The following is a 25,845-nucleotide window of genomic DNA, read 5'->3' on the forward strand; positions in this document are numbered from 1 at the left end:
CAATGGGTATCGAACCAGCGCACAGCGACCCGCGCGTTTTTGCGTTCGATGTAGCAGTGGGCTCTCTCGGACGGTAGTGGTGCCCAAGCTGACAGCCGTAAGACCAGTAAGGTGCAGCGCACCCCGTAGCCAGCCGCGCGGGGGCTGATGGGATAGAAGGCCATCACAGCCCCCCTTTGCAGCGGTTGACTAATCCCCACAGGCCACCCCAGGCCATGGCGGCGGGGCGTTCAGCGACGGCGATGCGGTCAGGGTTCGTTTTGAGGTGGCGACCGGGATGAGTTGCCAGCTTGCGGTTTTGGAGCCGAGCATTGCGGACAGCTCGATGAATGGGTAACATTTGCATGTCAATTTCCGTGATAAGTGATTGATAGGAACCCCGTTAGGCGTTTGCAGCGCCGTTGACCGGGGTTTTTTCTTGCCTGCTATTTACGGTTTGTGGGGTGCTGACCAGTGACATCAACAAGCCCTTACTCTTCGCCAGCCGCTCGGCCGGCCCTGTTTCCTCTCTTGGTTTCTCTTCGGGTTGCAGCTCTGGCAGGCAGCCGGTGTGCCACTCGTATTCGGACATGCGCCCATGGAACAGATGCTGCAAATCGAGCTCAATCACCGCCTGGCGGATAGATTCCCTATCACCACGACCAATGGGTAATTCCGGCCCGGAAAACGTGGCCGGCAACTTTGCGGTGTAGCAGATGGCAGCCCGCTGTTTTTGGTTGGCCTCGCGCCAGTAGCGCGGCACTTGGGATTTACTTTGTAGGAGTTGGGCCCGGAGCATGGCCGGGTAATCTGTGTGGGGTGTCATATACTCAGCCCCAGCCATGCCAGCCAACCGTCGCGGATCTCTTTTGGGCGGCTCTCGAAGGCGAGCTTTATGCCTGCGTTCCAAGCTGGGAGGTAAACGTAGTAATCGCCTTTGGCTCCCGGGTTGCCGGGGATCTTCATCTCAACACCAGGAAGCTTGCCCGCTTTGATCATTTCCACCACCGCCTTGCGCGTTTTGCCGATAGCTCTGCCAAAAGCATCTGCTGTTACGGCATCCGTATGCACCATGGTGGGGGTCAGCCCGATCATGAAGCGCGCGGGAATATCGTTCTCACCATCTGGCTTTTTGGTTGTGTCGTTCATCTCTGGTAATCTCTCCGGTTGCCTTCTGTGGGCTCTAGTGAGCTTTCAGGGGCTTCTATGATGGAAATTGCAAAAGCCATCAAATCGATAGCAATCATACTATGGATCGATACTAATGAAATCAAGTGGCATTGGTCAAAAAATTCGTTTGATCAGAAAGTCGGAGATGATGACCCGGCAGCAGTTTGCTGAAGCTTGCGGTATCCCATTAGGGACTCTGGATCATTACGAAGGGGGAAGAACGATCCCCTCAATGGAAGTGGCGCAACGTATCTTGGCTTTTCCAAAACTAACCAAATACACGCTATGGCTTATGACAGATCAGGTAGCACCTGAAGCCGGGCAAATCGCACCGGCTCTCGCACACTTTGGGCAAGAAGCAACAGGTTACTCAGCCTCCGACCAGAAAACTGGCTAACCCTGCACTTGGCGTTTCTCGACGCCATCGAGTGGATGAGCCTGAGTAATCATCGGGCGAATGAAGTGGTTAAGATCGGAGGGCTCTCTTATGTCAATTAAGAAGCTCGATGATGGTCAGTATCAAGTGGACGTTAGACCGACGGGCCGCAATGGAAAGCGGATCCGGCGGAGGTTTGCCAAGAAACACGAAGCTGTTGCCTTTGAGCGGCATGTGCTGGCGACGCAGCATGACAAGCCCTGGCAGGATAAGCCCATAGATGCCCGCACGCTGGCTGAGCTCATCGAAATCTGGTGGGCGCATAAAGGGCAGCATCAAAAATGGGGTACCCATGCACGCCGCACCTTGCTGCGTGCAGATCGTTATCTGGGTGAGGTGCGGGTCAATCAGCTTGATGCCCATACTTTGACTTTGTTGCGCTCACGTATGCTGGCCGCAAGCATAACTCCCAATAGTGTGAACCGCCTGGTGGTGGAGTTGAGCGGTATGTTCAACTTCCTCATAGAGGGCGGTTTCTATCTCGGTGATAACCCGATTCGGGAACTGAAAGCCTTGAAGGTTGCCCCCAGAGAGATGAGTTATCTCTCCCCACTAGAGGTACAGCACTTGTTGGCTGGGTTGAGTGGGGATGATCGAGGAATCGCAGTGTTATGCCTGAGTACCGGCGCACGGTGGAGCGAGGCTTCCACCGTGCGGGCCGAGCATGTGGTCAACCGGCGGGTGACGTTCGTAGCTACCAAAAATGGTAAAAATCGGGCAGTCCCCATAAGTGCAGCGGTTGAGGCTCAATGGGTGGCGAACAAACGGGGGGTGTTGTTTCCCACGGCGAATTACCTTCGGGTGCGAGAGATATTAAGGGCTGTGAAGCCTGATTTGCCCAAAGGGCAAGCCGTGCATGCACTACGCCATACCTTTGCCACTCACTTCATGGCGAATGGCGGGAACATCCTGGTGCTGCAACGGATCCTAGGTCATGCATCTATCCAGCAGACGATGACCTATGCTCATTTCGCCCCTGATTTTTTACAGGATGCCGTGCAGTTCAATCCTCTGAAAGGTGAAGCAGGTTAGTTGTGGGGTGTCCACATGATTGACCACACCTGACCATTCATGAGGGGGAATGAAAGCTCATCAGAGCTTCCAGCTTGTCTGAGGGATTACTGTAGTAAGCCAGACATAGCAAGGCGTAGGGCTGAGTTCCTTGAGTTTGCTGGGCCTGGTGAACCTGATGGCAGAATGAATAAAAAGGCGCTTTGGGCGCCTTTTTTGTTGCACTGAGCGCCAGAGTAAGATATCGCCACCCAACAGGCGCTTTTCTGCTAGAATGTGCCCCCTGTGTGAGTCTCGGATGGACTCACGGTCTGGTCTCCCAGGCCCAGTTTTCCGTCTTGTGCTAAGACGGGTGTAGCAATAGGTTAATCATGAGTTTTGCCGATAGTATATTTCTTCTGATGTTGCTGGTTGCCAGCAGCGTGTTCTTCTCTCTTTCCGAGATATCCCTTGCCGCCTCCCGCAAGATCAAGTTGCAGGTGATGGCCGATGAGGGAAACCGCCATGCCGCCAAGGTGCTGGCGCTGCAGGCCCAGCCGGGTAATTTCTTTACCGTGGTGCAAATTGGCCTCAATACTGTCGCCATCCTGGGCGGTATCCTGGGTGAGTCTGCCCTCAATCCTGCCATCAAGGTGCTCATCTCCGGCTTCTACCAGGGCCCCTGGCTCAGCCAGATAAGTTCCACCGCTTCTTTCGTGTTCGTCACCGGCATGTTCATCCTGCTCGCCGACTTGATGCCCAAACGTCTGGCCATGACCATGCCGGAGCGGGTCGCCGTGGTGGTGGTACGCCCCATGCTGCTGTGCGTGACGCTGCTGATGCCGCTGGTGTGGTTCTTCAATGGCATGGCGAATGGGTTGTTCCGTCTGCTGCGGGTCTCCATGATTCGCAACGACGAGATCACCTCTGACGACATCTATGCGGTGATGGATGCGGGCGCTGAGGCCGGTGTCATCCAGCGTGAAGAGCATCAGCTCATCGAGAACGTATTCGAGTTGCAGTCCCTTGGTGTGACCTCCGCCATGACGGCCCGCGAGAGCCTGATTTACTTCACCCTGCAAGAGGGTGAGGAGAGCATCAAGGCCAAGATCGCAGAACATCCGCACAACAAGTTTCTGGTGTGCGATCACAACCTCGACAGCATCAAGGGCTTCGTCGATGCGAAAGAGCTGCTGATCCGTGTCATCAGCGGCCAGAGCATCGATCTCAACAGCGGCTCATTGGTGCAGAACGTCATCATCATTCCCGACACCCTCAACCTCTACGAGGCGATGGAGTACTTCAAGAACCACAGGGGCGATTTCGCCGTGGTGATGAACGAGTATGCCCTGGTGGTGGGAATCGTCACCATGAATGACCTCATGAGTACCGTCATGGGCGAGTGGGCTACCCACGTGGTGGAAGAGCAGATCGTACAGCGGGACGAAAACTCCTGGCTGGTGGACGGGGTGACCCCCATCTCCGACGTGATGCGTGCCTTCGACATAGAGGCGTTTCCGGATAGCCAGAACTACGAGACCATCGCCGGTTTCATCATGTTCATGCTGCGCAAGATCCCCAAACGTACCGACTCGGTGAAATACGCGGGCTACAAGTTCGAAGTCGTCGACATCGACAGTTACAAGATTGACCAACTGCTGGTGACCCGGGTGGAACCCGTTTTGACCGAGAAACCTGCTCAGGAATCGTAAAGGAGCTATCAAGGAGTCATGAAGATGCAGTCTCATTCCCGTGCGCTAGCCTGTGTGGCGCTCGCCCTTGCACTGGGCGCTTGCAGCCAGAGCGCGCCCCGCAAGGCCACTGCCGTTGCCAAGCCTGCTGCCCCCAAGGCGGTGGTGGTGCCGCAACCGGATCCCGATGCCGTGGTGCAAAGTGCCGTGGCAGAGCCGAGCCCGGTATTCGATGAAGAGTATCATGGCCCGGATCAGGGATCGCTGGAGTCGGTGACCGCCCTGTTTGCCCGTGGTTACATCGAATCGGCCATGCGCGAAACCATGCTGGCGGCGGTGCACAACGACTATCCGCTGCTCGGCATGCGGGATGTGCGGCTGACCGATCCTGTCTCCAAGTTCCTCACTTCCGCCCAGGCTGCCACCACGGCCCACGACTATCTCTATGCCGGGGTGCAGCGTCGACTGGGTCGTCCTCTGAGCCCGGCTCAGTGGGAGCAGATCTGGAAGGGGCTGCCCCAGCAGGGCCTGGTTTCCGACTGGACCAAGCAGATAAAACGCGTGCTGGCAGGGCGTTAAGCCACCTGTTCATCACTGTTGCAGTGAGGCCACCCCTGGGTGGCCTCACGTTTTTCTGCCTGCTACTTCCTGCGCTGTTTTCCCGTCTCTGTTGTCTGCGGATTTCCGGTGATACCGATTGCCGTCGGCTCTGCTTTGTTTTATCTTTATTTGGCCATCTAAACATCCATATGTTTTTATGGCTGATTTAGCCGTTCATCCTGAAGGGGCAAGGCGAGGAACCGCCACGCCAGTCAGGAGAACAGCAGCAGATGCAACATGCAGACAAACACAACACAAAGAGACAGGACAGATGGAAACACAGGCATTGTGGGTACTGGACGGTGGCATGGGGCGTGAGCTGGCACGGCGGGGGGCGCCATTTCGCCAGCCCGAGTGGTCGGCACTGGCGTTGATGGAGGCGCCGCAGACGGTGCGCGAGGTGCATCAGGCCTATGTGGCCAGCGGTGCCCGGGTCATCACCACCAACAGTTATGCGCTGGTGCCGTTTCATATTGGCGCCGAGCGATGTGCCGCCGAGGGGGAAGCGCTGGCGGCGCTGGCTGGTCAGTTGGCCCGCGAGGTTGCCAATGAGCAAGGCGGCGTCGTGCAGGTAGCGGGATCCTTGCCGCCGCTGTTTGGCTCTTACCGCGCCGATCTGTTCGAGGTGGACAGGGTGAGCGAGCTGGCGACGCCGCTTATCCGGGCGCTCTCGCCCCATGTGGATATCTGGTTGGCCGAGACCATGAGCCTGATTGCCGAACCACTGGCCCTCAAGGCGCTGCTGCCTGCAGATGGCAAACCATTTTGGGTCTCTTTTACGCTGGAGGACGAAGCGCCGGGGAGCGAGCCGACCCTGCGCTCCGGCGAGCGGGTGGTCGATGCCGTCACCGCGCTGGTCGCGGTCGGGGTGGATGCCATCTTGTTCAACTGTTGTCAGCCCGAGGTGATTGAGGCGGCGCTGACGGTGGCAGGCGCCAGCTTGCAGGCGCTGGGCCGAGGGGATATTCGCCTCGGCGCCTACGCTAATGCCTTTCCGCCCCAGCCAAAAGAGGCGACCGCCAACGACGGGCTGGACGAGATCCGCGCTGATCTGGGACCGCTGGATTACCTTGGCTGGGCCGAGCGCTGGCGCGGGGTGGGGGCCTCTCTCATCGGCGGTTGCTGCGGCATTGGCCCCGAGCATATTCAGGCACTGGCCAGCCGGCTGCGCTAGGGAGAGCATATGAAAGAGAGTAAAATAGGCCTCTGGTCCCTCACCGCGCTGGTGTTCAGCTCCATGGTGGGGGCGGGCATCTTCAGCTTGCCCCAGAACATGGCCGAGGTGGCCGGTGCCCGCGCCGTGCTGATCGGCTGGGGCGTGACCGGGGTGGGCATAGTGGCGCTGGCCGCGAGCTTTCTCTACCTGTCGCGGCTCAGACCCGATCTCGATGGCGGCATCTACAGCTATGCCCGCGCCGGTTTTGGCGATCTGGTGGGTTTCTTCTCTGCCTGGGGTTACTGGCTGTGCGCCACCATAGGCGTGGTGGGTTATCTGGTGATCGCCTTCGCGGCCCTTGGTAGCTTCGTCGATACCCCAGGCAGTGTCTGGTTTGGCGAGGGCAACACCCTGGCTGCCTTTATTGGCGAGTCCTGCATCCTCTGGGCCGTGCATCTGCTGGTGGCCCGCGGCGTGCAGCAGGCGGCCCTGTTCAATCTGGTGGCGACCCTGGCCAAGAGCCTGCCGTTGCTGCTGTTCATCCTGTTTGCCTGTTACTACTTCGACCCTGTGACCTTCGCAGCAGATCAGGGGGGCAGCACCCTGGCGGTACCTGTCTCCGAGCAGGTGCGCAACACCATGCTTATCACCCTTTGGGTCTTTACCGGCATCGAAGGGGCGGCCGTTTTGTCGGCCCGTGCCAGGAACCGGCGGGATGTGGGCACGGCCACCGTGCTTGGGGTCGTGTTGGCACTGCTGCTCTATGTGCTCATCTCGGTACTGGCGCTGGGGATATTGAGCAGACCCGAGCTCGCGGCCCTGCCCAACCCCTCCATGGCGGGGCTGATGGCCCAGATGACGGGATCCTGGGGCAAGCTGCTGATCAGCGTCGGCCTCATTGTCTCTGTGCTCGCCTCCTATGTGAGCTGGACCCTGTTCTCGGCCGAGGTGCCGTTCAGTGCGGCGCGCCACGGCGCCTTTCCGGCCATCTTCCGGCGCCAGAACCGCAACGGCACCCCCATAGCGTCGCTGTGGCTCACCAGTCTGACGGTGCAGGGCTGCCTGCTGTTGGTGTGGTTGCTCGGCAAGGGGTATACCAGCCTGCTGCTCATCTCCACCTCCATGATCCTGGTGCCTTATCTGCTGATCGGCCTGTTTCTGCTCAAGCTCTCTTTCAGTGGAAAGAGTGAGAGCGGGCAGGGCCGGGGGCTGATGCGGGCGGTGGCGCTGGTGTCGAGTGGTTACGGCCTCTGGCTGCTCTATGCCGCCGGGGTGGAATACCTGCTGCTCTCCTTGCTGCTCTACGGGCCGGGCCTGCTGCTGTTTCTCTATAGCCGCCGTCAGCAGGCTGGCGCTGAACGACTCAGTGGCCGCGAGCGACTGCTGGCCGGGATAACCCTGGTGAGCCTCCTGCCTGCACTCTGGTCATTTGCCCATGTCTGACCTGGGTCTGTGACTCGCAATGAACGAGAGCGCCCTGGTGGCGCTCTCATTTTTTCTCTGCCTCAAGGTTCTGATTCAGATGCTGCCGGGGCCAGCCGGCTTGCCAAACAGCACGCTCAGTTTCTGCTGCCAGGGGAGGCCACGGGCCTCGCGCAGCATGTCCCGCCACTCGTGGAAGGTGAGGGTGAGGGGGTTGAAGCTGTGGATAGGCTTGGTGATGCCAAAGCGACACGGCTCGGCGGGGTCCTCTTCCACTAAGGTACCAAACAGCCGATCCCAGATGATGAGCACGCCGGCGAAGTTGCTGTCTATGTATTTGGCGTTGCTGGCGTGGTGCACCCTGTGGTGGGAGGGCGTATTGAAGACCCACTCAAGCCAGCCGAGCTTGCCCACCACCTGGGTGTGGACGAAGAACTGAAAACCCAGGCTGAGCAGCACGGTTGCCACCACGGCCTGGGGCGGGAAGCCGATGAGGATCATGGGGATCCAGAACAGCCACATGCCTGAGATGGGATACATCAGGCTCTGGCGAAAGGCAGTGGAGAGGTTGAGTCGCTCCGAGCTGTGATGCACCACGTGGGAGGCCCACAGCCAGCGCACGTGGTGGCTGGCAAAGTGGAACAGCCAGTAACAGAGATCCTGCAGCAAGAAGAGCAGCAACAGACTCCAGATATTGAGCTCTATGTCGAACAGGCGCCAGCCCCAGAGGGCGTCATACAGGTAAGCGATGGCGATGGCCGTCAGTGCATCGCCCCCCTGATGCATCAGCGCCAGGGTGGCGTTGGCGAACAGGTCTCGCCACTGGTAGGTGGCGGTGGGAAAGGCCGCCCCGTGCTTGCGTAGATAGCACATCTCCCAGCCGATAAAGGCCAGAAAGACCGGGGAGAGGTAGAGCAGCAGCAGTTGCACATCCATGGTGGGCATCCGGTTTGACCAGTTGTGTTCCAGCATACCGAATGGATTTAATATTTCATTAGCATATTGCACTGCCATCGGCTGGCTGACTCATGGCAAGCATGATGGTAAGTATCTGTTTTAAAGTGATATAAAGATGGGTGAGGGACCTGGCAGGGGCGAGGTCCCTGGCACAGTGTTGCTGCGGGATCCTGCGCCATTATGATGGCAGGCCAAGTCCGGGATGGAAAAACAGAGGGAGCCCTGGACTCCCTCTCCTGCTTTTTTCGGCTGTCAGCGTCAGAGCACCTGACTCAGGAACTGGCGCAGGCGCGGGGAGGGGGGATTGTCAAAAAAGTCGGTCGGCTTCTCATCCACCAGCAGCTCACCGTTTTCCATGAAGAGCACCCTATCCGCCACCTCGCGGGCGAAACCCATCTCGTGGGTCACCACCACCATGGTCATGCCCTCGCGGGCCAGCCCCTTCATCACGTCCAGCACCTCGCCCACCATCTCGGGATCGAGGGCACTGGTGGGCTCATCAAACAGCATGATGCGTGGCTGCATGGCGAGCGCCCGGGCGATGGCCACCCGTTGTTGCTGGCCGCCTGAGAGCTGGGACGGATAGCTCTCAGCCTTGTTTGACAACCCCACCTTCAGCAGCAGGGCCTTGGCCCTGTCCCGCGCGTCGTTGCGCGACAGCCCGCGCACCTTCTGCGGGGCGAGGCAGATGTTGTCCAGCACGTTCAGGTGGGGGAAGAGGTTGAAGGACTGGAACACCATGCCCACCTCTTCCCGCAGTTTGTTGACGTCACCCGGTTCGGTCAGAGAGATGCCATCGACCACTATGTTGCCGTCGTTGATGGTCTCCAGCTGGTTGAGGGTGCGCAGGAAGGTGGATTTACCCGATCCGCTCGGCCCCACTATGACCACCACTTCCCCTTCGGCCACCTGGGTGCTGACGTTTTTCAGGGCGTGCACCTCGGTGCCATAGAACTTCTCTACTCCGGTCGCTTTTATTATTGGATCAGTTGCTGCGCGCATATTTCACCTCCAGACGACGTACCAGGAAAGAGAGGGTGCCGGTCAGTACCAAATAGAGCAGGGCTACGGTGAACCACACCTCGAACGGGCTGAAGGTGGAGCTGACCACCTCGCGCCCCGCCTTGGTGAGATCCGTGATGGAGATGACAGACACCAGCGAAGAGTCCTTGATGAGGTTGATGAACTGGCCTGCCAGCGGCGGCAGCACCCGCTTGAATGCCTGGGGCAGGATGACGTAACGCATGGTCTGGGCCGAGGTGAGCCCCAGGCTGCGACCGGCCTCCATCTGCCCCTTGTGGATGGAGCTGATACCGGCGCGCACGATTTCGGCCACATAGGCGCCGGTAAAGACCGCCAGCGCGGCGACCCCGGCGGTGAACCTGTCCAGGTTCAATACAGTGCCTATAAAGAAGTAGACGATGAAGATCTGCACCAGCAGCGGCGTGCCGCGAATGAGCTCCACATAGGTGACCGCCAGATTGCGCAAGGCCGGGTTGGGGGAGAGGCGCGCCAGGCCAGCCAGGGTGCCGAGCAGGATGGCGAACACGCCCGCCACCAGGGAGAGCTTGACGGTGACCCAGACGCCCCAGGCGATGGGGCCTGCGGTCCAGGTGAGTTCGGTATCCAGGGTATCGCCCCGGAAGATGGTATCCCCTTCTGCGACCTTGATCCCTGTGCTGGCAATGGCCTGGCGCTGATGGGGGTCGAGATCGTTTTGCAGGAACAGTTTGCCCTGTTCGGCGCTGGTGGTGCCGGCGATCACTGTGCCGTCAAATTCGGCCAGGTTGTTCTGCTCTGCCTGATAGGCGATGTATTGGGGAATGCGCTCCCAGCGCCAGGTGTAATCCACGGACTGAACCGCTTTATAGATGCCGAATACGGCAGCCAGCAGCATCAGCAGAAAGACGCCGTGCCAGAGCAGCTGATTGGGCTGTTTTTCCATCTGTCTTGTTGGGTTGTGCACTGTCGCAACCTCGTTGTAGTTATTTATTGTGTGGGGATCTGCGTGCAGGGGCGGCAAGGTGCCGCCCCCCGGAGGTTATTTGAGCTGATTCAGCCAGGCGTTGGATTCGAACCACTTCTTGTAGAGGCGGTCATAGCTACCGTCACCCTTGATCTGGCGCAGGTAGTTGTTGAACCAGTTGAGGGTGTCCTGGTCGCCCTTGCGGATGGCCCAAGCCAGTGGTTCGAAGGTGAACGGCTTGTCGAGGTGCACCACGGCGCCGGTGTTCTGGGAGGCGAAGATGGCGTTGTAGGGCAGGTCGTAGACGAAGGCATCGACCTTGCCATTGATGACTTCCAGCTTGGCGTCGTCCTGGGTTTCAAACTGCAGCAGGGTGGCTTTGGGGATCAGACGCTTGACCGCCTGCTCGCCTGTGGTGCCGAGCTTGACTGCGATCTTGTACTTGGGATCGTTGAGATCGCTGAAGGACTTGATCTCGTCCGCCTTATCCTTGCGCAGGACTATGGTCTGGCCCACGACTATGTAGGGGTCGGCGAAGTTGACTCTCAGGTTACGCTGGGGGGTGACTGTCATGCCGCCCATGATGACATCGAACTTGTCGGTCAGCAGCGCCGGAATGATGCCATCCCAAGCGGTGTTGACGAACTCGACCTTCACGCCCATCTCCTTGGCGACCATCTTGGCAAGATCCACATCGAAGCCGATGTACTGGCCCTGCTTGTTGGTCATTTCGAAGGGTTGATAGCCGGCGTCGAAGCCGACCCGCAGCACACCGCGATCCAGCACGGCGTCAAGGGTGGAACCGGGCGCAGCACTGGCCAGTCCGCAAAACAGCAAGGTAGATAGAATGAGCTTTTTGATCATAAGTGACGTCTCTGTCGATGTTGTGTTCAGCCTTGAACCTGCTCCCGTGCGACTCCGTGGCACAAGAGACTGCTGCATCCGGCAACAGGTAAGACAGGATTATTGTCTTGGTTGAGGCAAAAGCCCCATATGAGATTCCATATCTTGCGTGCTGAGTGAAAAATGTACCAATTTCCGATTGTGCCAGATGACTCAATAGGTTAGTGGCGCTTTTTCCCCGTGACTGCACTCATAAAATCACACGAAAACAACATATCTATCTAATGGAGCGGGTTCAAGTCCAAAATGCCGGCGGGACACTTTGTTACACCGACCCCCGTATTCAGTGGTGCCAAACGTTACTCGCGCTCCGGCGGGCCGCAGGAGGGGATTCTTATGGGGCATTCTCAGCGGTATTTTATGCAACAAGTGAAGGTTTGATGAGGATTTAATCGGGTTCCAAAGGGAGGTGCTCTGACTTAGACGATGGTGGTGGTCGAGCCTGTGCGCCCTGGCGGCCGATGGCGCCCTTTATCAGGCCAAGGGCAAGCACCGGATCTGCCGACTGGCCTGACGCCTCAAGGCGCTTATTCCGGTGTCGGGGCCTGGGTGCGCGGCGCCTGGGCCTTGAGGAAGGGGAGCAGCAACAGGGCCGAGACCCCGGCCGCCACCGAGATCACGACGAAGAAACCGTTCCAGTGCCAGATCTCCATCACCTTGGCCAGCGGATAACCCGACAGCGCGGCCCCCATATAGGCGAACAGGCCGACGAAGCCGGTGGCGGCCCCCGCCGAATTTTTATGGGAGCACTCGGCCGCTGCCATGCCGATCAGCATCTGGGGGCCGAACACGAAGAAGCCGATGGTGAAGAAGCAGGCTGCCTGCATCACATAGCTGAAGAAGGGCATCAGCCACAGCGACCCCACCGCCAGCAGGATCCCCACCGCGAAGATGAGGTTCATCGGCCCGCGGTTGCCGTTAAACAACTTATCCGATCCCCAGCCCGCCACCAGAGCGCCGATAAAGCCCCCCACCTCAAACATCGAAATGGCCGAGTTGGCGCTCATCAGGTTGAAGCCGCGCTGCTCCGTCATGTAGAGATTGCCCCAGTCATTGATGGCGGTGCGTACCACATAGACCAGCACGTAGCAGCACGCCAGCAGCCAGATATAGGGGTTGCCGAGCACGTATTTACGCAGGATCTGGTGATGGGAGAGCCCCGCATCCTGAGTCTGCTGGGCCAGCTCCATGGCATCCTTGCGCCAGACCCCCACAGTGGGTAGCCCCATGGCACTCGGGGTATCCCGCAGTCGCCAGCAGAGAAACAGCCCGGCCACAATGGCGATGACACCGGGCACTATCATGCCGTAGCGCCAGCCATGCTGCAGGGCTATGGTGCTGACGATAAGCGGAATGAGGGCTCCGCCCACGTTGTGGGCCGTGTTCCAGGCTGACCACCAGACTCCCCGCTCGCTGCGGGAATACCAGCTGGTGAGCAGCTTGGAGCAGGGGGGCCAGCCCCAGCCCTGGAAGAAGGCGTTGGCGACCCAGAGTGCCGCAAACAACCCCAGGGACGACGAGAGCCCGAACAGTATATTGATGACGCCGGTGGCCATCAGCCCGAGCCCCATGAAGTAGCGCGGGTTGGCGCGGTCGCTGATGATGCCGGAGAAGAACTTGGAGCAGCCGTAGGTGATGTAGAACAGGGTCCACAGCATGCCGATGTCGGATTTGTTCAGCATGCCGTCTGCCAGCATGTCCGGCATCGCGAAGTTAAAGCTCTTGCGGGTGAAGTAGAAGACCGCGTAGCCCAGGTACATGGTCAGCAGAATATGCAGTCGCCAGTGACGGTAGCTGGCATCGATCTCGGCCTGATCACGAATGAGCGGCAGTGGCGGCGCACTGCGCATAAAGTTCAGCATAAGACGGTCTGCTCCCGGGATGGCGCGTCAGTCATGGGGATCTTCCCGTTTGCGATTGGGCAGGTGTACGGTCAGCTGGGTGCCGTGGGGGCAGGAGAGTTGCAGGCCGCCGCCGAGCGCCTGTACCCGTTCGCGAATACCGAGCAGGCCATAGCCCTGCTGCGAGCGATTTTCCGGCAGACCGCGCCCGTCGTCTTCCAGCACCAGTTGCAGCAGCTCGCCGCTGGTACGGGCACGAATGGTGACCAAGCTGGCATTGGCATGCTTTACCACGTTGTTGAGCCCCTCCTGACAGACCCGAAACAGGGTGACCCGCTGGGCATCGGAGAGATCCCCATCCGCCAGCTGCCACTCGAGCCGGGTGACGATACCGCGGCGCTCCAGCTCCAGCTCCCGCAGCAGGCCGCGCACTGCCTGCTCCAGACTCATGTCATCGAGCTGGCGGGGACGCAGGCGACCGAGCAGACTGCGCACCGCATCGTAGATGCCGAGCGACAGGGTCTCGATGAGAGCGCTGCTCTGACCCACCCCGGCGTTGTCCGGCGCTAGGCGGCGCACTATACCGGCCTGGGTGCGGATGGCGGTGATGGTCTGGCCTATGTCGTCGTGCAGCTCGCGAGCCACCTCCTTGCGGATGCTCTCCTCTGTTTCCAGCAGCCGCTCGGTGAGCTGACGGTTGTGGGCGAGCTGGCGGGTCAGCGCCTGATTCAGTTCGCGCTGGCGCTGGATCCCGGCACCCAGCAGCAGGCCGGTCAGGCTCTGGGCCAGCAGGGAGAGCAGCAGATCCAGCGGGTGTTCGTGCCAGGCCTGCCCCGCCATCAGGGCGACCGTGTTCATCAGGGTAGCGAGCAGGGCCCCCTGCCAGCCGTAGCGCCAGGCCATGGCCATGATGGGAATGGCGAGGCAAAACGGGGTGAAGCGCACCAGCGAGTCCGGCAGGCCGAGCTGCAGCCAGAGGCTCAGCACGAACAGCAGCAGATACCAGACCAGATGGCGAAAGCGCCAGTCCACCGGTTGATCCACCAGCGCCGGCCCGAGCGGTACCCAGGTAGCGCGGGTCAGATAGTGCCAGATCAACATGCAGGTGGAGGTGAGGGTCAGGCCGCCGGTCAGGGTGAGCAGCAGGGCGGTGAGGCCATCTTCCCCGGCCAGATGCCAGAGCAGGGATTGCAGCAGCGCAGCCACTGTGACGGTGGCCAGCAGTACCAGCAGCTGTTGCCAGTCGTTGCGCACCTGCTGGCGGCGGGCGATGAGCAACGGCAGCAAGGTGAGCAGGCTGCCCGCCTGGATCAGTGGCCACAGCGGCAGCCCCACCTCCTGATTGAGCCAGTAGAGCAGCAGGGACTCACACAGCAGCAGCGGCGGCCAGTAGGCGATCGGGCTTTGCAGCAGGAGGCCGAGGCGCAGGCCGAACGGAAACAGCAGCACCGCCAGTATGGGGGATCCCGCCAGATGCAGGCTGATGCTCCACAGGCAAAACCAGCCGGCGGCAAAAATGAAGCCGGCCGCCAGCGAGATGGCGACATAGCTGGCAAGGCGGGGGATCACCAGCTGTCCAGCATGCGGTGGGCCAGCTCCACGTTGTTGCTGACCTTCAGTTTGTCCATCAGGTTGGCGCGGTGGACGTGCACCGTCTTGGGGGAGAGGCCGAGCTGTTCGGCGATGGCTTTGACCTCCAGCCCCCGAGCCAGCAGCTGCGCCACTTCCCGCTCCCGGTTGGTGAGGGGATCCTGGCTGTTGCAGGCGAGCTTGTGGGCGATGTCCGGGGTCAGATAACAACCACCGTGGGCGGCGGTGCGCACCGCGGCGATCAGCTCATCCGGGCTGCAGCGCTTGGAGAGAAACCCCTTGGCACCGGCCTGCAATGCCTGCTCGATCAGCGCCGGACTGTCGTGGACCGACAGCATCACCACGGCGAGGCCGGAGGGAAGGCGCTTGAGCAGGTCCAGCCCGGATTGATCCGGCATTGAGATGTCGCATACGCACAACTGCACGCCACTGCCCGGCAACCCGGCGAGGGCGTCGGCGGCCGAGCCGAATTCGGCCACGACCTTGAGGTCTGGCTCGAGATTGAGCAACTGGGCAAAACCGGAACGGACGATCTGGTGATCGTCGATGAGGGCAATCTTTATCATGATGTCAGCCTGAAATCTGCGGCCAGGGTGCTGGCGCGGCCAACAAGATACCTGCCGCCTCGCTCGGGCTCAAGAGGAAGGGCGCATTGTGGTCAGATATGGTGGGCGCTTCTGCCCCAAAACTTGATCGGGATCAGGGTGGGGGCGGCGTTGCACCCAGCCCGGGTCAGGGTAGGAAGAGCACGCGCCGTCTCCCGTGATGGTCGGGTCGACGCGTGCCCGTGGCGGCTAGCGGTGCAGCTCGCCAGCCCGTTCCGGCTGATAGACCACTTCCAGGATCTCGACCTGGATAGTGCGACCGGCGGGGCCGGGCCAGGCGATGCTGTCGCCCACCTTCAGTCCCAGCAGGGCACTGCCGACCGGTGCCAGCACGGAGATTTTGGACTCATCCCCCTGTACATCTTTCGGATAGACCAGAGTCAGGCAGAAGTCGTTGCCGCTGTTCTGCATCTTGAAGCGTACCGTGCTGTTCATGGTCACCACGTCCGGCGGCATGTCGGCCGGTTCACGCATCTCGGCGCGGTCCAGCTCCTCTTGCAATGCCAGGTGCTGTGGGTGGTTGCCGAGCAGCTGTTCGATGCGATCAAGATCCAGGCTGGAAATCACGAGATTAGGTCTTTGCATAAGATATTCCTTCTCAATGGGTCATATGACCAGGATGGCAGACAAGCTGGTCGCAAAAGGGGTCGATACGAAAAAACAGATCGGGAACGCATGCCCCCGAACGACTCGCTGTCAGGGGCGAGGGCGGGGGCTCAACGGGGTGTGAGCTGGCTTGGAAAAATCATGAACGCTTTCATGGGGATACCATAACCATTCTGGACTGCTTTGGCAATTATCCTGATAGGGTTGTCAGGGGGCCTGATAATCGTCCTGAATGCGGTTGCGGGCCAGCGGCATTCGCTCGATTGTCAGCGGCTCCTTGAGGCAGCGGGTGGCGTCCTCCTGCACCTCTACAGCCATGCCGCTCGGGGCACCCTGATTGGTGCGGATGACATAAGGAGGGATCTCGGCCGCGATGACTACAAGGGCATGGGCCTGAATGGCCGGAAAGAGCAGGCAGCAGCACAGGAGGCCGGATCAGGGATGAGAGCACAGTGTAACATCCCGTCACTGCCAGTCTGCTCACTTCATTCAGGGTGGCGCGTCAATCGAAGAAATCCCTCAGATCCAGGGTCTGGTAGCCCTCCAGCTGCTGCCAGGGCAGCTGTTTTGGCAAGGTCTTGAGGGTCACCGTCATCCGGTAGCTGCGATAGCCGTCGAGGCTTGCCGACTCCACCACCAGCGGCAACTGCCAACGGCTCGACCAGAGGATACGGGTGCGCTGCTTGCCCTCGCGCCCTTCATACCAGCGCGCCTGTTCGGGGGCGGCCTCATCAAGGGGCGTCATCCCTTGCAGCAGGGCCGGGTTGATGAGGTAGCGGATCCGCTCCCAATCGGGTTTGAATGCCACCTGGCCATACTCTTCCACCGGCACCTCCACCAGCTGGTTGTGCCAGCTGTCGGCGTAGCGCAGTTGCAGCTCACCCTCCTCACTGCGGCTGACCCAGCGGGCGGCCATCTGATGGGTAAAGTGTTTGTGGCCCGGGGTGGCATCGTGGGTGGCGTGATAGGCGCGTGCCAAGGGCAACGGGATGAGCCGCTGGCTCCACACCTGGTTGCCGACTCGTATCCACTTCTCTTGCCAGCTGTTTTCCCTGGCAATGCCATCGCTGCTGGTGACCCTGTCGTGATAGCTGATCCGGGCGGCCAGATCGGGGGCCTCCCCGGCCTGAGCCTGAAAGGAGAGGGCGCTGCCAAGCAGCCATAACGAAAGTAACAATCGGATCATCATGCTTGATCGCTCGAAAGAGCAGGGCCCGGGTTCAGACATCCGGGCCCCTGCAGCTTACAGGCCGAGCGCCTCCCGCAGTTTGCCGAACACGCGGGTATTGTCGAGCGTGCCCTTGAAACGGCTGCTGCCGGCGCCGTCTGCGAACAGCATCACATCGCCGCCGCCGTGGGTCTCGGAGCCCAGCTTGACGCCGGTCTCCTGCAGGTAGTCGTCGCTCATCACCTCATCGCTGGTGAGGGTAGGACGCACCGCCGGGCGGTTGGGACCGTTACCGAACACCAGAGTGGTGAAGGGTTTGCCATCCACGTCGTTCTGGGTCGAGCCGTCGGCGTTCTTGACCAGATCCAGCACTTTGTTGCCCTTGGCGGAGTAGCCGTTGATGGTCATGGTGTGGTCGTGGTCGGCGGTGACCACGATCAGGGTATCGCTCAAGTCCACCTTGCCCAGCGCCGTTTTGACCGCGTCATCCAGCGCTACCGCATCCGTGAGGGAACGCTTGGCATTGGTGCCGTGCAGGGCATGGTCTATGCGCCCCCCTTCCACCATCAAGAAGTAGCCCTGGCTGTTCTGGCTCAAGAGATCGATCGCCTTGGCGGTCATCTCGGAGAGGGATGGCTGGGTATTGGCCGCCCCCTTGGCGACGCGGTCCAGCTCGTAGTCGAGGTGGGATTTAGGACTGAACAGGCCGAGCAGCTTGCCACTGCTTATCTTGGCCAGATCGCTCTGGGTGGTGACATAGCTGTACCCCTGGGCGGTCAGCTCGGCGGTGAGATCCCGGCCATCGGCACGGCCGCCCTTGTTGCTGGCGCTGTAGGGGGTCCAGTGATTGGCACCGCCCCCCATCAGCACGTCCACCCCGTCCCCGAGCGCGGCGTTGAAGCCAGCCCCGCCCGGCACCGCCTGCGCAGCGATGGCATAGGCGGCATCCCGGTGGCAGATATGGGCGTAAGTCGCCGCCGGGGTGGCGTGGGTCAGCTCCGTGGTGGTGACGGCGCCGACCGACTTGCCCGCCGCTTTGGCCAGCTCCAGTATGCTGGGCACAGGCGAGCCGTTGTCGCTGGTGCAGTTGTTGATGCCCTTGTTGCCGTTGGCATCTTTGGCCGGAGCGACGGCCTTGGTGTCGCTGCTCATGGCGATCACCTCGTTGTTCATTTTGACGCCCGTGGTGTAGGCCGCCATGGAGGGGGCCGAATCCGTGGTCTGGGCATCGTTGGAGAAGGTCTTGATGCGGGCGCTGCGTGGCAGCTTCATCATCTCCAGGTTGCCCTCTTCACCCACCTTGAACAGACGAGTGGCGGTGAGCACAGTGGGGCCCATGCCATCACCGATAAACAGGATGACGTTTTTGGCATCGCTGGCCTGGGCCTGGGCAAAGGAGCCGAGGGCGGTGAGCAGGGCGGTGCAGACGAGGGTGTTGTGGTATGGGGTGGTGCTTTTCATGGTAATGCTCCTTACAGCCCGGCTGCAGCCTTGACCTTGCCAAAGACGGCGGTGTTATCGAGTGAACCGTGGAAGCTGTCCGCTCCCTGGCCGATGGCGCCGAGGAAGACGTCGGTGCCGCCATGGGTCTCGTTGCCTAGCTCGCCCACCTTGACCACCACCTCCTGGTGATAGTCGTTGGCGGAGACGGTGGCGTCATCCAGCGCGGCGACGTTGCTGCGCGGGCCATCCACCCGGTTGTAGCCGTTGCCAAAGCCGATGATGGTGTAGGGCATGCCATCGCTATCCTTGCTCGGTTCGCCGGTCTCGTAGTTCCTCACCAGCCCGAGCACGCCCGGATTGTCAGCCGTGGTCTTGCCGGTGCGTTTGGCATAGCCGTTGAGTACCAGGGTATGGTCATGGTCGGCGGTGACCACTATCAGGGTGTTTTTCAGCTCGGGATCGCTCTTTTTTACCTCGTCGATAGCGGCCTTGATGGCGTTGTCGAAGGCGAGGGTATCTTGCAGGGCGCGTTTGGCGTTGGTGTCGTGCAGGGCGTGATCGATACGTCCCCCTTCCACCATCAGGAAGTAGCCCTTCTCTTTATCCTTGAGCTGCTTGATGGCAGCCAGGGTCATCTGGGCCAGCGACGGCTCGCTGGCCGGTCTGTCCAGGTCATATTTCATGTGGCTTGCACCAAACAGCCCCAGCAGCGGTTTGCCCGCCTCGGCCTTGTTCAGCTCGTCCAGATTGCTGGCGAACTGGTAGCCCTTGGCCTGCATCTCGCTGATAAGGTTGCGGCCATCCTCCCGCTTGCCCTTGTCGGCCAAGGGCAGGAAGAAGCTGCTGCCGCCACCGAGCACCACATCCAGCCCCTCTTTCAGGGTGCCGTTGTAACCGACGCCGCCCGGCACCAGCTGGACGGCGATGTCATTTTCCAGATCCCGGTTGCAGATGTGCGCATAGGTGGCGGCCGGGGTGGCGTGGGTGACCCGGGTGCTGGTCACCACGCCGGTACCACGGCCATCGGCCTTGGCCAGCTCCAGCAGTGTGGTGACCGGCTTACCGGCGCTCTTGCTGCAGTCGCTCTCATAGGTGGCATCGCCATCCATGCTGATGACACCGTTGTTGCTCTTGACCCCGGTCATGTAGGCCGCCATGGAGGGGGCCGAGTCGGTGACTTGGGAGTCGTGGGAGAAGGTCTTGATGAAGGCAGTCTCCGGCAGGGTATCCATGGTAAGACTGCCCTCTTCTCCTACGCCATAGATGCGGGCCGCGGTCAGGGTGTTGAGGCCCATGCCGTCACCGAGGAAGAAGATGACGTTTTTGGCGCCGGACTCTGGGGTGTCGCTGTCGTTGTTGGAGTTGCAGCCGGCGGCCAGGGCGGCGCCGATCATCAATGCAAGTCCTGCCATTTTTCTCATTGGGGTTCGCTCCTTGTAAAACCTGAGCGAAGCCTAAAGGGATCAGATGACACTTTTAGTGGTTATCGATGACAATCCGGTGAAGACAAGACTTGAATGTTATGTTGTATCAATCAGTTATCTGCAAAGACCAGTCGAATGAAACGCGGGCTTGTGCTGGTGGCAAGGGGCGCTCGCGCGTTGGGGGTTTACGTTCATGGGGCTAGAATGACCTGTCAAATCCGGGCATCAGCAGGTAAAATACGCCCCCTTGCGACGCCTGACGTCCGCCATTGCCCGCCGCTCGTTCCATAGCAAGCCAGCGCCCGCAGCCCCTACAGAGAGTAACGGATATGTCCATCAACTGGTTCCCCGGCCACATGCACAAGGCCCGCAAAGAGATTGCCGAGGTCATGCCACAGGTCGATGTCATCATAGAGATGCTCGATGCCCGCATCCCCTTCTCCAGCGAAAACCCACTGGTGCCCGAGCTGCGTGGCGATACCCCTGTTATCAAGGTGCTGAACAAGGCGGATCTCGCCGACCCCGAGATCACGGCGCTGTGGGTGGCCCACATGGAAAAAGAGAAAGGGATCAAGGCCCTGCCGCTGACCCAGCAGGAGCCGGAGAAGATCAAGCAGCTGCTGACCCTGTGCCACGAGATGCTGCCGGAGCGCAATCTGGAGCTGCGCGGCGTGCGGGCCATGATCATGGGCATTCCCAATGTGGGCAAATCCACCCTGATCAATACCCTGGCGGGGCGCATCATAGCCCGGACAGGCAACGAGGCGGGGGTGACCAAGTCCCAGCAGCGGATCAAGCTCGATAACAACGTCGTCCTGACCGATACCCCTGGCTTTTTGTGGCCCAAGCTCAACCCGCCCTCCTGTGGTTATCGGCTGGCGATCACCGCAGCCATCAAGGACACGGTATTTGACTATGCCGACATCGCCATGTTTGCCGCCGATTACTTCATCAAGGCCTATCCGGAGCGCGTCAAGGCCCGCTACCAGATAGCCGAGCTGCCGGAAACGGAGATCGAGCTGCTGGAGTTGATCGCCCGCCAGCGCGCCTTCATGCGCAAAGGCGGCCTGGCCGACCTGCACAAGGCGTCCGAGATCCTGGTGAACGAGTTCCGCTCCGGCATGCTGGGGCGCATCTCACTGGAAACCCCGGAGATGGTGAGCGCCGAGATAGTGGCGGCCGAAGAGGACGCGGCGCAGAAGGCCAAGGAGAAGGCCGAGCATGAAGATGAGCGTCAGGCTCGTGCCCGCCGCAAGTACGCCCGAAAGCGTCAAAAGTAGATATCAAGCCGTTACTCCGGTGTCGACTGGCGCAGCGTTACCGGGTGGTGTCGAGCCATCCGGACGAGCCAAGTCGAGCCAAGAGAAGAGTAAGGCCCCATCAAGCAAGAGGCGACCCCGGGGTCGCCTCTTGCTTGATGGGGCCAGGAAAATGGCTTCAGCCAAGGCGCGTGCGCGCCGCCTCAACGGCGGATATGAAGAAGGGGAGCCAGGCTCCCCTTCTTGTACAAGATGGCATTCACTGCGCCGTTACTGCTGCTGGATGACCCAGATCTGGAACGCTTTGCGGGTTTCTGTATCGGCTTTGTTGTACCAGCTCTGCAGCTGGGTCAGGGCTTCCGGGTTGCTCTGAGCCTTGCTCGGGGCAACCTGGACCGGCGCGCTGGCGGCGGCCATGACGGCGGCGCTGGAGACGGCGACCGTAGTCGGCTGGTTGAAGGCCTTGCCCATACCCAGCAGCTCTTGCTGGTAGTCACGGGTCAGTTGGAAGCCTTCGACTTTCGGCAGCACGAACTGCTCGCTGGCCACGATTTGACCGCTGCTCTTGTCTTTCAGGACCACTTTTTGATCCTTGACGAACTGTATTGCTTCGGTTTCGTTGCGTGGCTTCTTGTAATCCAGCACCAGTTTCTGATTGTCGGCGGCGGTGAAGTTGATCACCAGCGGCTCGGCGGTCACCAGCTTGATGTCGCTGCGGCTGGAGTAATTGCCTTCGAAGGCGACGACCAGCTGATGATCACCCGCCTTGATGGGGTAGGTGCTGGACTTGTCGAGCAGCTTGGGATTGATAGGCTGACCATCGATCAGCTGGACGACATAGGGGTTGGTGACTTCCAATTGGGCATCGGCCAGGGCGCTACCTGCCCACAACAGACCAGCCAGAGCCGGCACCAGAACAGTCAGTTTCATTTCATCTCCTTGAACAGTCAGGCGAGTGCCTACTGAAAAACAGGGGGTCATTTTTACAGGTTTGCCCAAGGGCAGCAATAGGCGTTTATGACGCCAGGTATTGGCCCGACAACCCACCGTTTTCTGGGTATCAAAAGGGGTGTGGGCCAGCCGGATCTTCTCCCGCAGGGGGCAAGACCTTATTCAATCCGGCGGCTGAATGGCGGCAGCGCATCGAGCAGCCCCTTGCCGTAGCGTTTGGTCAGCAGACGCCGGTCGAGTATGGTGACCCGGCCCCTGTCCGCCTCCTTGCGAATGAGGCGGCCGCAGGCCTGAATGAGCTTGCGGGAAGCCTCCGGCACTGTCAGCTGCAGGAAGGGATTGCCACCCCGTTTTTCGACCCACTCGGCGGTGGCCTCTTCCACCGGCGAGTTGGGCACCGCAAAAGGCAGCTTGGTGATCACCAGGTTGGTGAGGTAGTGGCCAGGCAAGTCCAGCCCCTCAGAGAAGCTGCCGGTGCCAAACAGAATGCTGGCCTGGCCGCCGTCGCACTTTTGCTTGTGCAGGGTGAGCAGGGCATTGCGGGAAGCCTCTCCCTGCACCAGCAAGGAGAGGCCCTTGGCTCGCAGTCCCACCGCCACCTCGTTCATCTGCCGGTAGGAGGAGAAGAGCACCAGGCTCGCCTCCTTGCCTGCCAGCAGGCGGGGCAGGGCACTGATGAGCTCCTGGGTGAAGGCGGGGGAGCTGGGCTCATGCTCCATTCTGGGCAGATAGAGTTCGGCTTTCTGGTAGTCAAACGGGGAGCGCAAACGCAGATAGCGGGTGCCGTCGTGCTCTTTCAGCCCGACTTGGTGGCGAAAATAGCTGAACGAAGAGAGGGCTGTGAGGGTGGCCGACACCAGCACGGCGCCCAGACACCTGGACCAGAGCCACTCCTCCAGCAGATACCCGACTTCGATGGGGGAGGCGTGCAACCAGATGTCGCCATCGTCGCTTTTGGCCATCCAGCGGGCGAGCGGGGTCTTGCCCTCGGGTACATGGCGTCCCAGCATCTCCCACAGGGCACAGAAACTCTCCAGCCGCTGCAGGTGAAAACCGCTTTCCGCTAGCAGGGGCTCGGCCTCCTTGCGCCGGATCTCGCCATCCTTCAACGCCTCGCCGATGGCGCCCTGCATCCTGTCCAGTGCCCGCAGCGCCTTCTTGCTCGTCTCTTTCAGGTTTTCCGCCAGCATGGGCAGGGGGTCTGGCAGCACACCTTCGGCGAATCGATAGTGTGCCTCACCATTGAACAGCCGGTCGTTGGCGCCGAGCCACTGCTCCAGTGCTTTCAGATCCGGTTGCAGGGAAGCCAGCGCATCCTGCAGCTTCAATTGCGGATCGAGCAGGCTGTCCTTGTTTAGCGTCCTGGCCAGCTTGCCGGCACTCTGTACCAGCTTCTCCAACCAGCGACGAGAGCCCTTGACGCTGGCCGAGGCGGCGCCGTGATCCCGGGCTATGGTGGGCAGGTGATGAGCTTCGTCCAGCACATAGAGACACTCATCGGGGGGGGGTAATATGATGCCTCCGCCCATGGTGAGATCGGAGAGCAACAGGGCATGGTTCACCACCAGCACATCGGCGGCATCCATGTCGTTGCGGGCGCGGTGGAAGGGGCAGTGCTGATGATGGCTCAGCGCCTTGTTGCAGGTGTGGCGGTCTGCAGCGATGCGATCCCAGCACAGATCCGGGATGGGCTTGGGCCAGTTGTCCCGGTCGCCATCCCATTTCCCGTCCGTATAGGCTTGCCACAGCGCTTGATAACGCTCCTTGTCAGAATCTGACGGCTTGTGCTTGCTCAGCGCCTCGAAGTTGAACTCGAAGTTAGCCATCTCGGCGCCATTGGCGGCCTGCTCCAGCAGATGTTCGCAGCAGTAGCGCTGACGCCCCTTGACCAGCATGAAACGAAATGGCAGCTCGCTGTGGCGGTGATAAAAGGGCAGGTCCTTGTGGATCAGCTGCTCTTGCAAGGCGACGGTAGCGGTGGAGATCACCAGCTTCTTCTGGGTCAGGCGCGCCACCGGGATGGCGCCCTGGGCATAGGAGAGGGATTTGCCGATGCCTGTGCCTGCCTCTGCCACCAGGATGCGACGCTGCTTGTCATATTCCCCTGTCAGGGTCTTGGCGATCTCCGCCACCAGAAAATTCTGCTCTTTGCGCGGCACAAAACCGGGTAACCCATCGGCGATTTGACGATAGGTATTGCGAATGGCGGCTTTGAGGCGGGTAGACAGCATGAAAGAAAAGACCGTTGCGGGGGGTGAAGAAGGACAGGATACCCGTAACTGCCAACCCGGGTCGAGGCATGGTGCAACGCACAGATCAGACCTCTTCTTCTATTTATAAGGCGAGTCCTCGTTACTGAGCGATAATTAACCAGAATAGGCCACTAAAGCCAGCCATTATCGCTGTAAACGTTTTCCCAAAAGGTGCAAACAATGTGCGATTCAGGTCACAAATTTTCCGCTATGACCATGCTTTTCGTAAGAAGTTCCAAGTTTTTTCATTGCGGATTGGAAAACCCGGTGCTAGTCTCGATCGCATAGTGATGCAAAGAACATCGCTAACACAGGGAATAACAACAACTTAGTGTTTAATTACAGTAGGCATTGGAAACTATGAAAAAGACAATTCTGGCTATTGCTATCCCGGCTCTGTTTGCATCTGCCGCTAACGCTGCAGTGATCTATGACAAAGACGGTACCACTTTTGACATATACGGCCGTGTTCAGGCTAACTACTACGGTGAGCACAACAAAGCTGATGCTAATGACGCTTCTGGCTACAAAGACGTTGATGGTGAGCTGATTGGTTCCTCCCGTCTGGGCTGGTCCGGTAAAGTTGCTCTGAACAACACCTGGTCCGGTATCGCCAAGACCGAGTGGCAAGTTTCTGCTGAAAACTCCGACAACAAGTTTGACTCCCGTCATATCTATGTTGGCTTCGACGGTACCCAGTACGGCAAGATCATCTTCGGTCAGACCGATACCGCGTTCTACGACGTGCTGGAACCGACCGATATCTTCAACGAATGGGGTAACGTAGGTAACTTCTACGACGGTCGTCAAGAAGGCCAGATCATCTACTCCAACGCCATTGGTGGTTTCAAGGGCAAGCTCTCCTATCAGACCAATGATGACAAAGCCGTCAAAGTGACTGACATGGGTCAGGGCATCAAAGAAGTTGCCATTTATGGTCCGGATGTTAAGCGTAACTACGGTTATGCCGCTGCTGCTGGCTATGACTTCGACTTCGGTCTGGGTCTGAACGCTGGTTATGCCTATTCCGACCTGGAAAGCACCTCAAACAACCATACCGGTGACAAGGAAGAGTGGGCACTGGGCGCACACTACGCCATCAACGGTTTCTACTTCGCCGGTGCTTTCACCCGCGGCGACCTGAGCTATGACAGCTCCACTGGTGGTGACAAAGACAAGGGCCGTGGTTACGAGCTGGCCGCTTCTTACAACGTTGATGCCTGGACCCTGCTGGCTGGCTACAACTTCAAAGAAGTCAAGGTTAACTCCAGCGCTGCTGGCGCAGAGTACCAAGACCAGGTTGATGAATTCCTGCTGGGTGTTCAGTACAACTTCACTTCCAAGCTGAAGGCGTACACCGAGTACAAAATCCAGGGTATCGACAATCTGGACGACGAGTGGACTGTTGCCCTGCAATACAACTTCTAATCTAGCCC

Annotated in this window: 23 protein-coding genes and 1 pseudogene; 8 read left to right on the forward strand and 16 right to left on the reverse strand. The window is 59.9% G+C overall.

Translation table 11 applies throughout. The annotated features are described in order from the left end of the window. Window positions 1-382: 382 nt before the first annotated feature. Both GWQ22_RS12030 and GWQ22_RS12035 read right to left on the reverse strand, forming a co-directional pair. Window positions 383-742 (reverse strand): hypothetical protein, encoded by a 360-nt coding sequence (locus GWQ22_RS12030; RefSeq protein WP_275930440.1) that lies wholly within the window; start codon window positions 740-742, stop codon window positions 383-385. Between the two features lie 59 nt (window positions 743-801). Continuing rightward, on the reverse strand, window positions 802-1,128 hold the full coding sequence (locus GWQ22_RS12035) for a Cox family DNA-binding protein (protein WP_275930441.1): 327 nt from the start codon (window positions 1,126-1,128) through the stop codon (window positions 802-804). Between the two features lie 115 nt (window positions 1,129-1,243). Here GWQ22_RS12035 and GWQ22_RS12040 point away from each other — a divergent pair, with 115 nt between their 5' ends. From GWQ22_RS12040 to GWQ22_RS12065, 6 genes are all read left to right on the forward strand, one after another. Next, window positions 1,244-1,546 (forward strand): helix-turn-helix transcriptional regulator, encoded by a 303-nt coding sequence (locus tag GWQ22_RS12040; RefSeq protein WP_275930442.1) that lies wholly within the window; start codon window positions 1,244-1,246, stop codon window positions 1,544-1,546. A gap of 90 nt (window positions 1,547-1,636) precedes the next feature. Continuing rightward, a complete protein-coding gene (locus GWQ22_RS12045; protein ID WP_275930443.1) occupies window positions 1,637-2,617 on the forward strand; it encodes a tyrosine-type recombinase/integrase in 981 nt (326 codons plus the stop codon). A gap of 350 nt (window positions 2,618-2,967) precedes the next feature. Beyond that, window positions 2,968-4,287 carry a hemolysin family protein gene (locus tag GWQ22_RS12050; protein WP_042036496.1) on the forward strand — a complete coding sequence of 440 codons (1,320 nt, stop codon included), beginning with the start codon at window positions 2,968-2,970 and terminating at the stop codon, window positions 4,285-4,287. An 18-nt stretch (window positions 4,288-4,305) separates the two neighbouring features. Then, on the forward strand, window positions 4,306-4,845 hold the full coding sequence (locus GWQ22_RS12055) for a hypothetical protein (protein ID WP_275930444.1): 540 nt from the start codon (window positions 4,306-4,308) through the stop codon (window positions 4,843-4,845). A 292-nt stretch (window positions 4,846-5,137) separates the two neighbouring features. Then, the gene (locus GWQ22_RS12060) at window positions 5,138-6,040 is read left to right on the forward strand and encodes a homocysteine S-methyltransferase family protein (protein ID WP_275930445.1); all 903 of its coding nucleotides are present in this window, start codon (window positions 5,138-5,140) and stop codon (window positions 6,038-6,040) included. Window positions 6,041-6,049: 9 nt separating this feature from the next. Continuing rightward, window positions 6,050-7,465, forward strand: a complete 1,416-nt coding sequence (locus GWQ22_RS12065) for a basic amino acid/polyamine antiporter (RefSeq protein WP_212514139.1) — start codon at window positions 6,050-6,052, stop codon at window positions 7,463-7,465. Window positions 7,466-7,540: 75 nt separating this feature from the next. On the opposite strand, the gene GWQ22_RS12070 is transcribed toward GWQ22_RS12065, so the two are convergent. The 12 genes and pseudogenes from GWQ22_RS12070 to GWQ22_RS12125 all read right to left on the reverse strand — a co-directional run bounded on the left by GWQ22_RS12070 (window position 7,541) and on the right by GWQ22_RS12125 (window position 19,944). Beyond that, complete coding sequence (locus tag GWQ22_RS12070; RefSeq protein WP_275930446.1) at window positions 7,541-8,380, reverse strand: sterol desaturase family protein; 840 nt, start codon at window positions 8,378-8,380, stop codon at window positions 7,541-7,543. Between the two features lie 279 nt (window positions 8,381-8,659). Continuing rightward, window positions 8,660-9,403, reverse strand: a complete 744-nt coding sequence (locus GWQ22_RS12075; RefSeq protein WP_042870747.1) for an amino acid ABC transporter ATP-binding protein — start codon at window positions 9,401-9,403, stop codon at window positions 8,660-8,662. Further along, entirely contained in the window at window positions 9,387-10,346 is a 960-nt protein-coding gene (locus tag GWQ22_RS12080; protein WP_275930447.1) for an amino acid ABC transporter permease, read from the reverse strand. The genes GWQ22_RS12075 and GWQ22_RS12080 overlap by 17 nt, the downstream gene beginning before the upstream one ends. A 96-nt stretch (window positions 10,347-10,442) precedes the next feature. After that, window positions 10,443-11,231, reverse strand: a complete 789-nt coding sequence (locus GWQ22_RS12085) for a transporter substrate-binding domain-containing protein (protein WP_042036502.1) — start codon at window positions 11,229-11,231, stop codon at window positions 10,443-10,445. Between the two features lie 566 nt (window positions 11,232-11,797). Further along, entirely contained in the window at window positions 11,798-13,132 is a 1,335-nt protein-coding gene (locus GWQ22_RS12090) for an MFS transporter (protein WP_275930448.1), read from the reverse strand. A 27-nt stretch (window positions 13,133-13,159) separates the two neighbouring features. After that, window positions 13,160-14,680, reverse strand: coding sequence for a signal transduction histidine-protein kinase/phosphatase UhpB (gene uhpB / locus GWQ22_RS12095; RefSeq protein WP_275930449.1), 1,521 nt, complete (start codon window positions 14,678-14,680; stop codon window positions 13,160-13,162). Then, the gene (gene uhpA, locus GWQ22_RS12100; RefSeq protein WP_042036506.1) at window positions 14,677-15,267 is read right to left on the reverse strand and encodes a transcriptional regulator UhpA; all 591 of its coding nucleotides are present in this window, start codon (window positions 15,265-15,267) and stop codon (window positions 14,677-14,679) included. The genes uhpB and uhpA overlap by 4 nt, the downstream gene beginning before the upstream one ends. 228 nt (window positions 15,268-15,495) lie before the next feature. Next, complete coding sequence (gene rnk / locus GWQ22_RS12105; protein WP_108536168.1) at window positions 15,496-15,891, reverse strand: nucleoside diphosphate kinase regulator; 396 nt, start codon at window positions 15,889-15,891, stop codon at window positions 15,496-15,498. Between the two features lie 261 nt (window positions 15,892-16,152). After that, window positions 16,153-16,338 (reverse strand): annotated as a pseudogene (locus GWQ22_RS12110) (ABC transporter substrate-binding protein); the annotation flags it as partial. A gap of 76 nt (window positions 16,339-16,414) precedes the next feature. Next, entirely contained in the window at window positions 16,415-17,098 is a 684-nt protein-coding gene (locus tag GWQ22_RS12115) for a hypothetical protein (protein ID WP_275930463.1), read from the reverse strand. A gap of 57 nt (window positions 17,099-17,155) precedes the next feature. Then, window positions 17,156-18,541 carry an alkaline phosphatase gene (locus GWQ22_RS12120; RefSeq protein WP_275930450.1) on the reverse strand — a complete coding sequence of 462 codons (1,386 nt, stop codon included), beginning with the start codon at window positions 18,539-18,541 and terminating at the stop codon, window positions 17,156-17,158. An 11-nt stretch (window positions 18,542-18,552) separates the two neighbouring features. After that, window positions 18,553-19,944 carry an alkaline phosphatase gene (locus tag GWQ22_RS12125; protein WP_275930451.1) on the reverse strand — a complete coding sequence of 464 codons (1,392 nt, stop codon included), beginning with the start codon at window positions 19,942-19,944 and terminating at the stop codon, window positions 18,553-18,555. Window positions 19,945-20,276: 332 nt separating this feature from the next. Here GWQ22_RS12125 and ylqF point away from each other — a divergent pair, with 332 nt between their 5' ends. Beyond that, complete coding sequence (gene ylqF / locus GWQ22_RS12130) at window positions 20,277-21,227, forward strand: ribosome biogenesis GTPase YlqF (protein ID WP_275930452.1); 951 nt, start codon at window positions 20,277-20,279, stop codon at window positions 21,225-21,227. 249 nt (window positions 21,228-21,476) lie between these two features. Here ylqF and GWQ22_RS12135 read toward each other — a convergent pair whose 3' ends face one another. Then, a complete protein-coding gene (locus GWQ22_RS12135) occupies window positions 21,477-22,136 on the reverse strand; it encodes a DUF2057 domain-containing protein (RefSeq protein WP_108536171.1) in 660 nt (219 codons plus the stop codon). Between the two features lie 179 nt (window positions 22,137-22,315). Beyond that, window positions 22,316-24,388 carry an ATP-dependent DNA helicase DinG gene (gene dinG, locus GWQ22_RS12140; protein WP_275930453.1) on the reverse strand — a complete coding sequence of 691 codons (2,073 nt, stop codon included), beginning with the start codon at window positions 24,386-24,388 and terminating at the stop codon, window positions 22,316-22,318. A gap of 381 nt (window positions 24,389-24,769) precedes the next feature. On the opposite strand from dinG, the gene GWQ22_RS12145 reads away from it, so the two are divergent. Then, on the forward strand, window positions 24,770-25,837 hold the full coding sequence (locus tag GWQ22_RS12145; RefSeq protein ID WP_275930454.1) for a porin: 1,068 nt from the start codon (window positions 24,770-24,772) through the stop codon (window positions 25,835-25,837). The last annotated feature ends 8 nt before the right edge of the window (window positions 25,838-25,845 follow it).

Source organism: Aeromonas sp. 1HA1, from assembly GCF_029237385.1.
Taxonomy (GTDB): domain Bacteria; phylum Pseudomonadota; class Gammaproteobacteria; order Enterobacterales; family Aeromonadaceae; genus Aeromonas; species Aeromonas popoffii.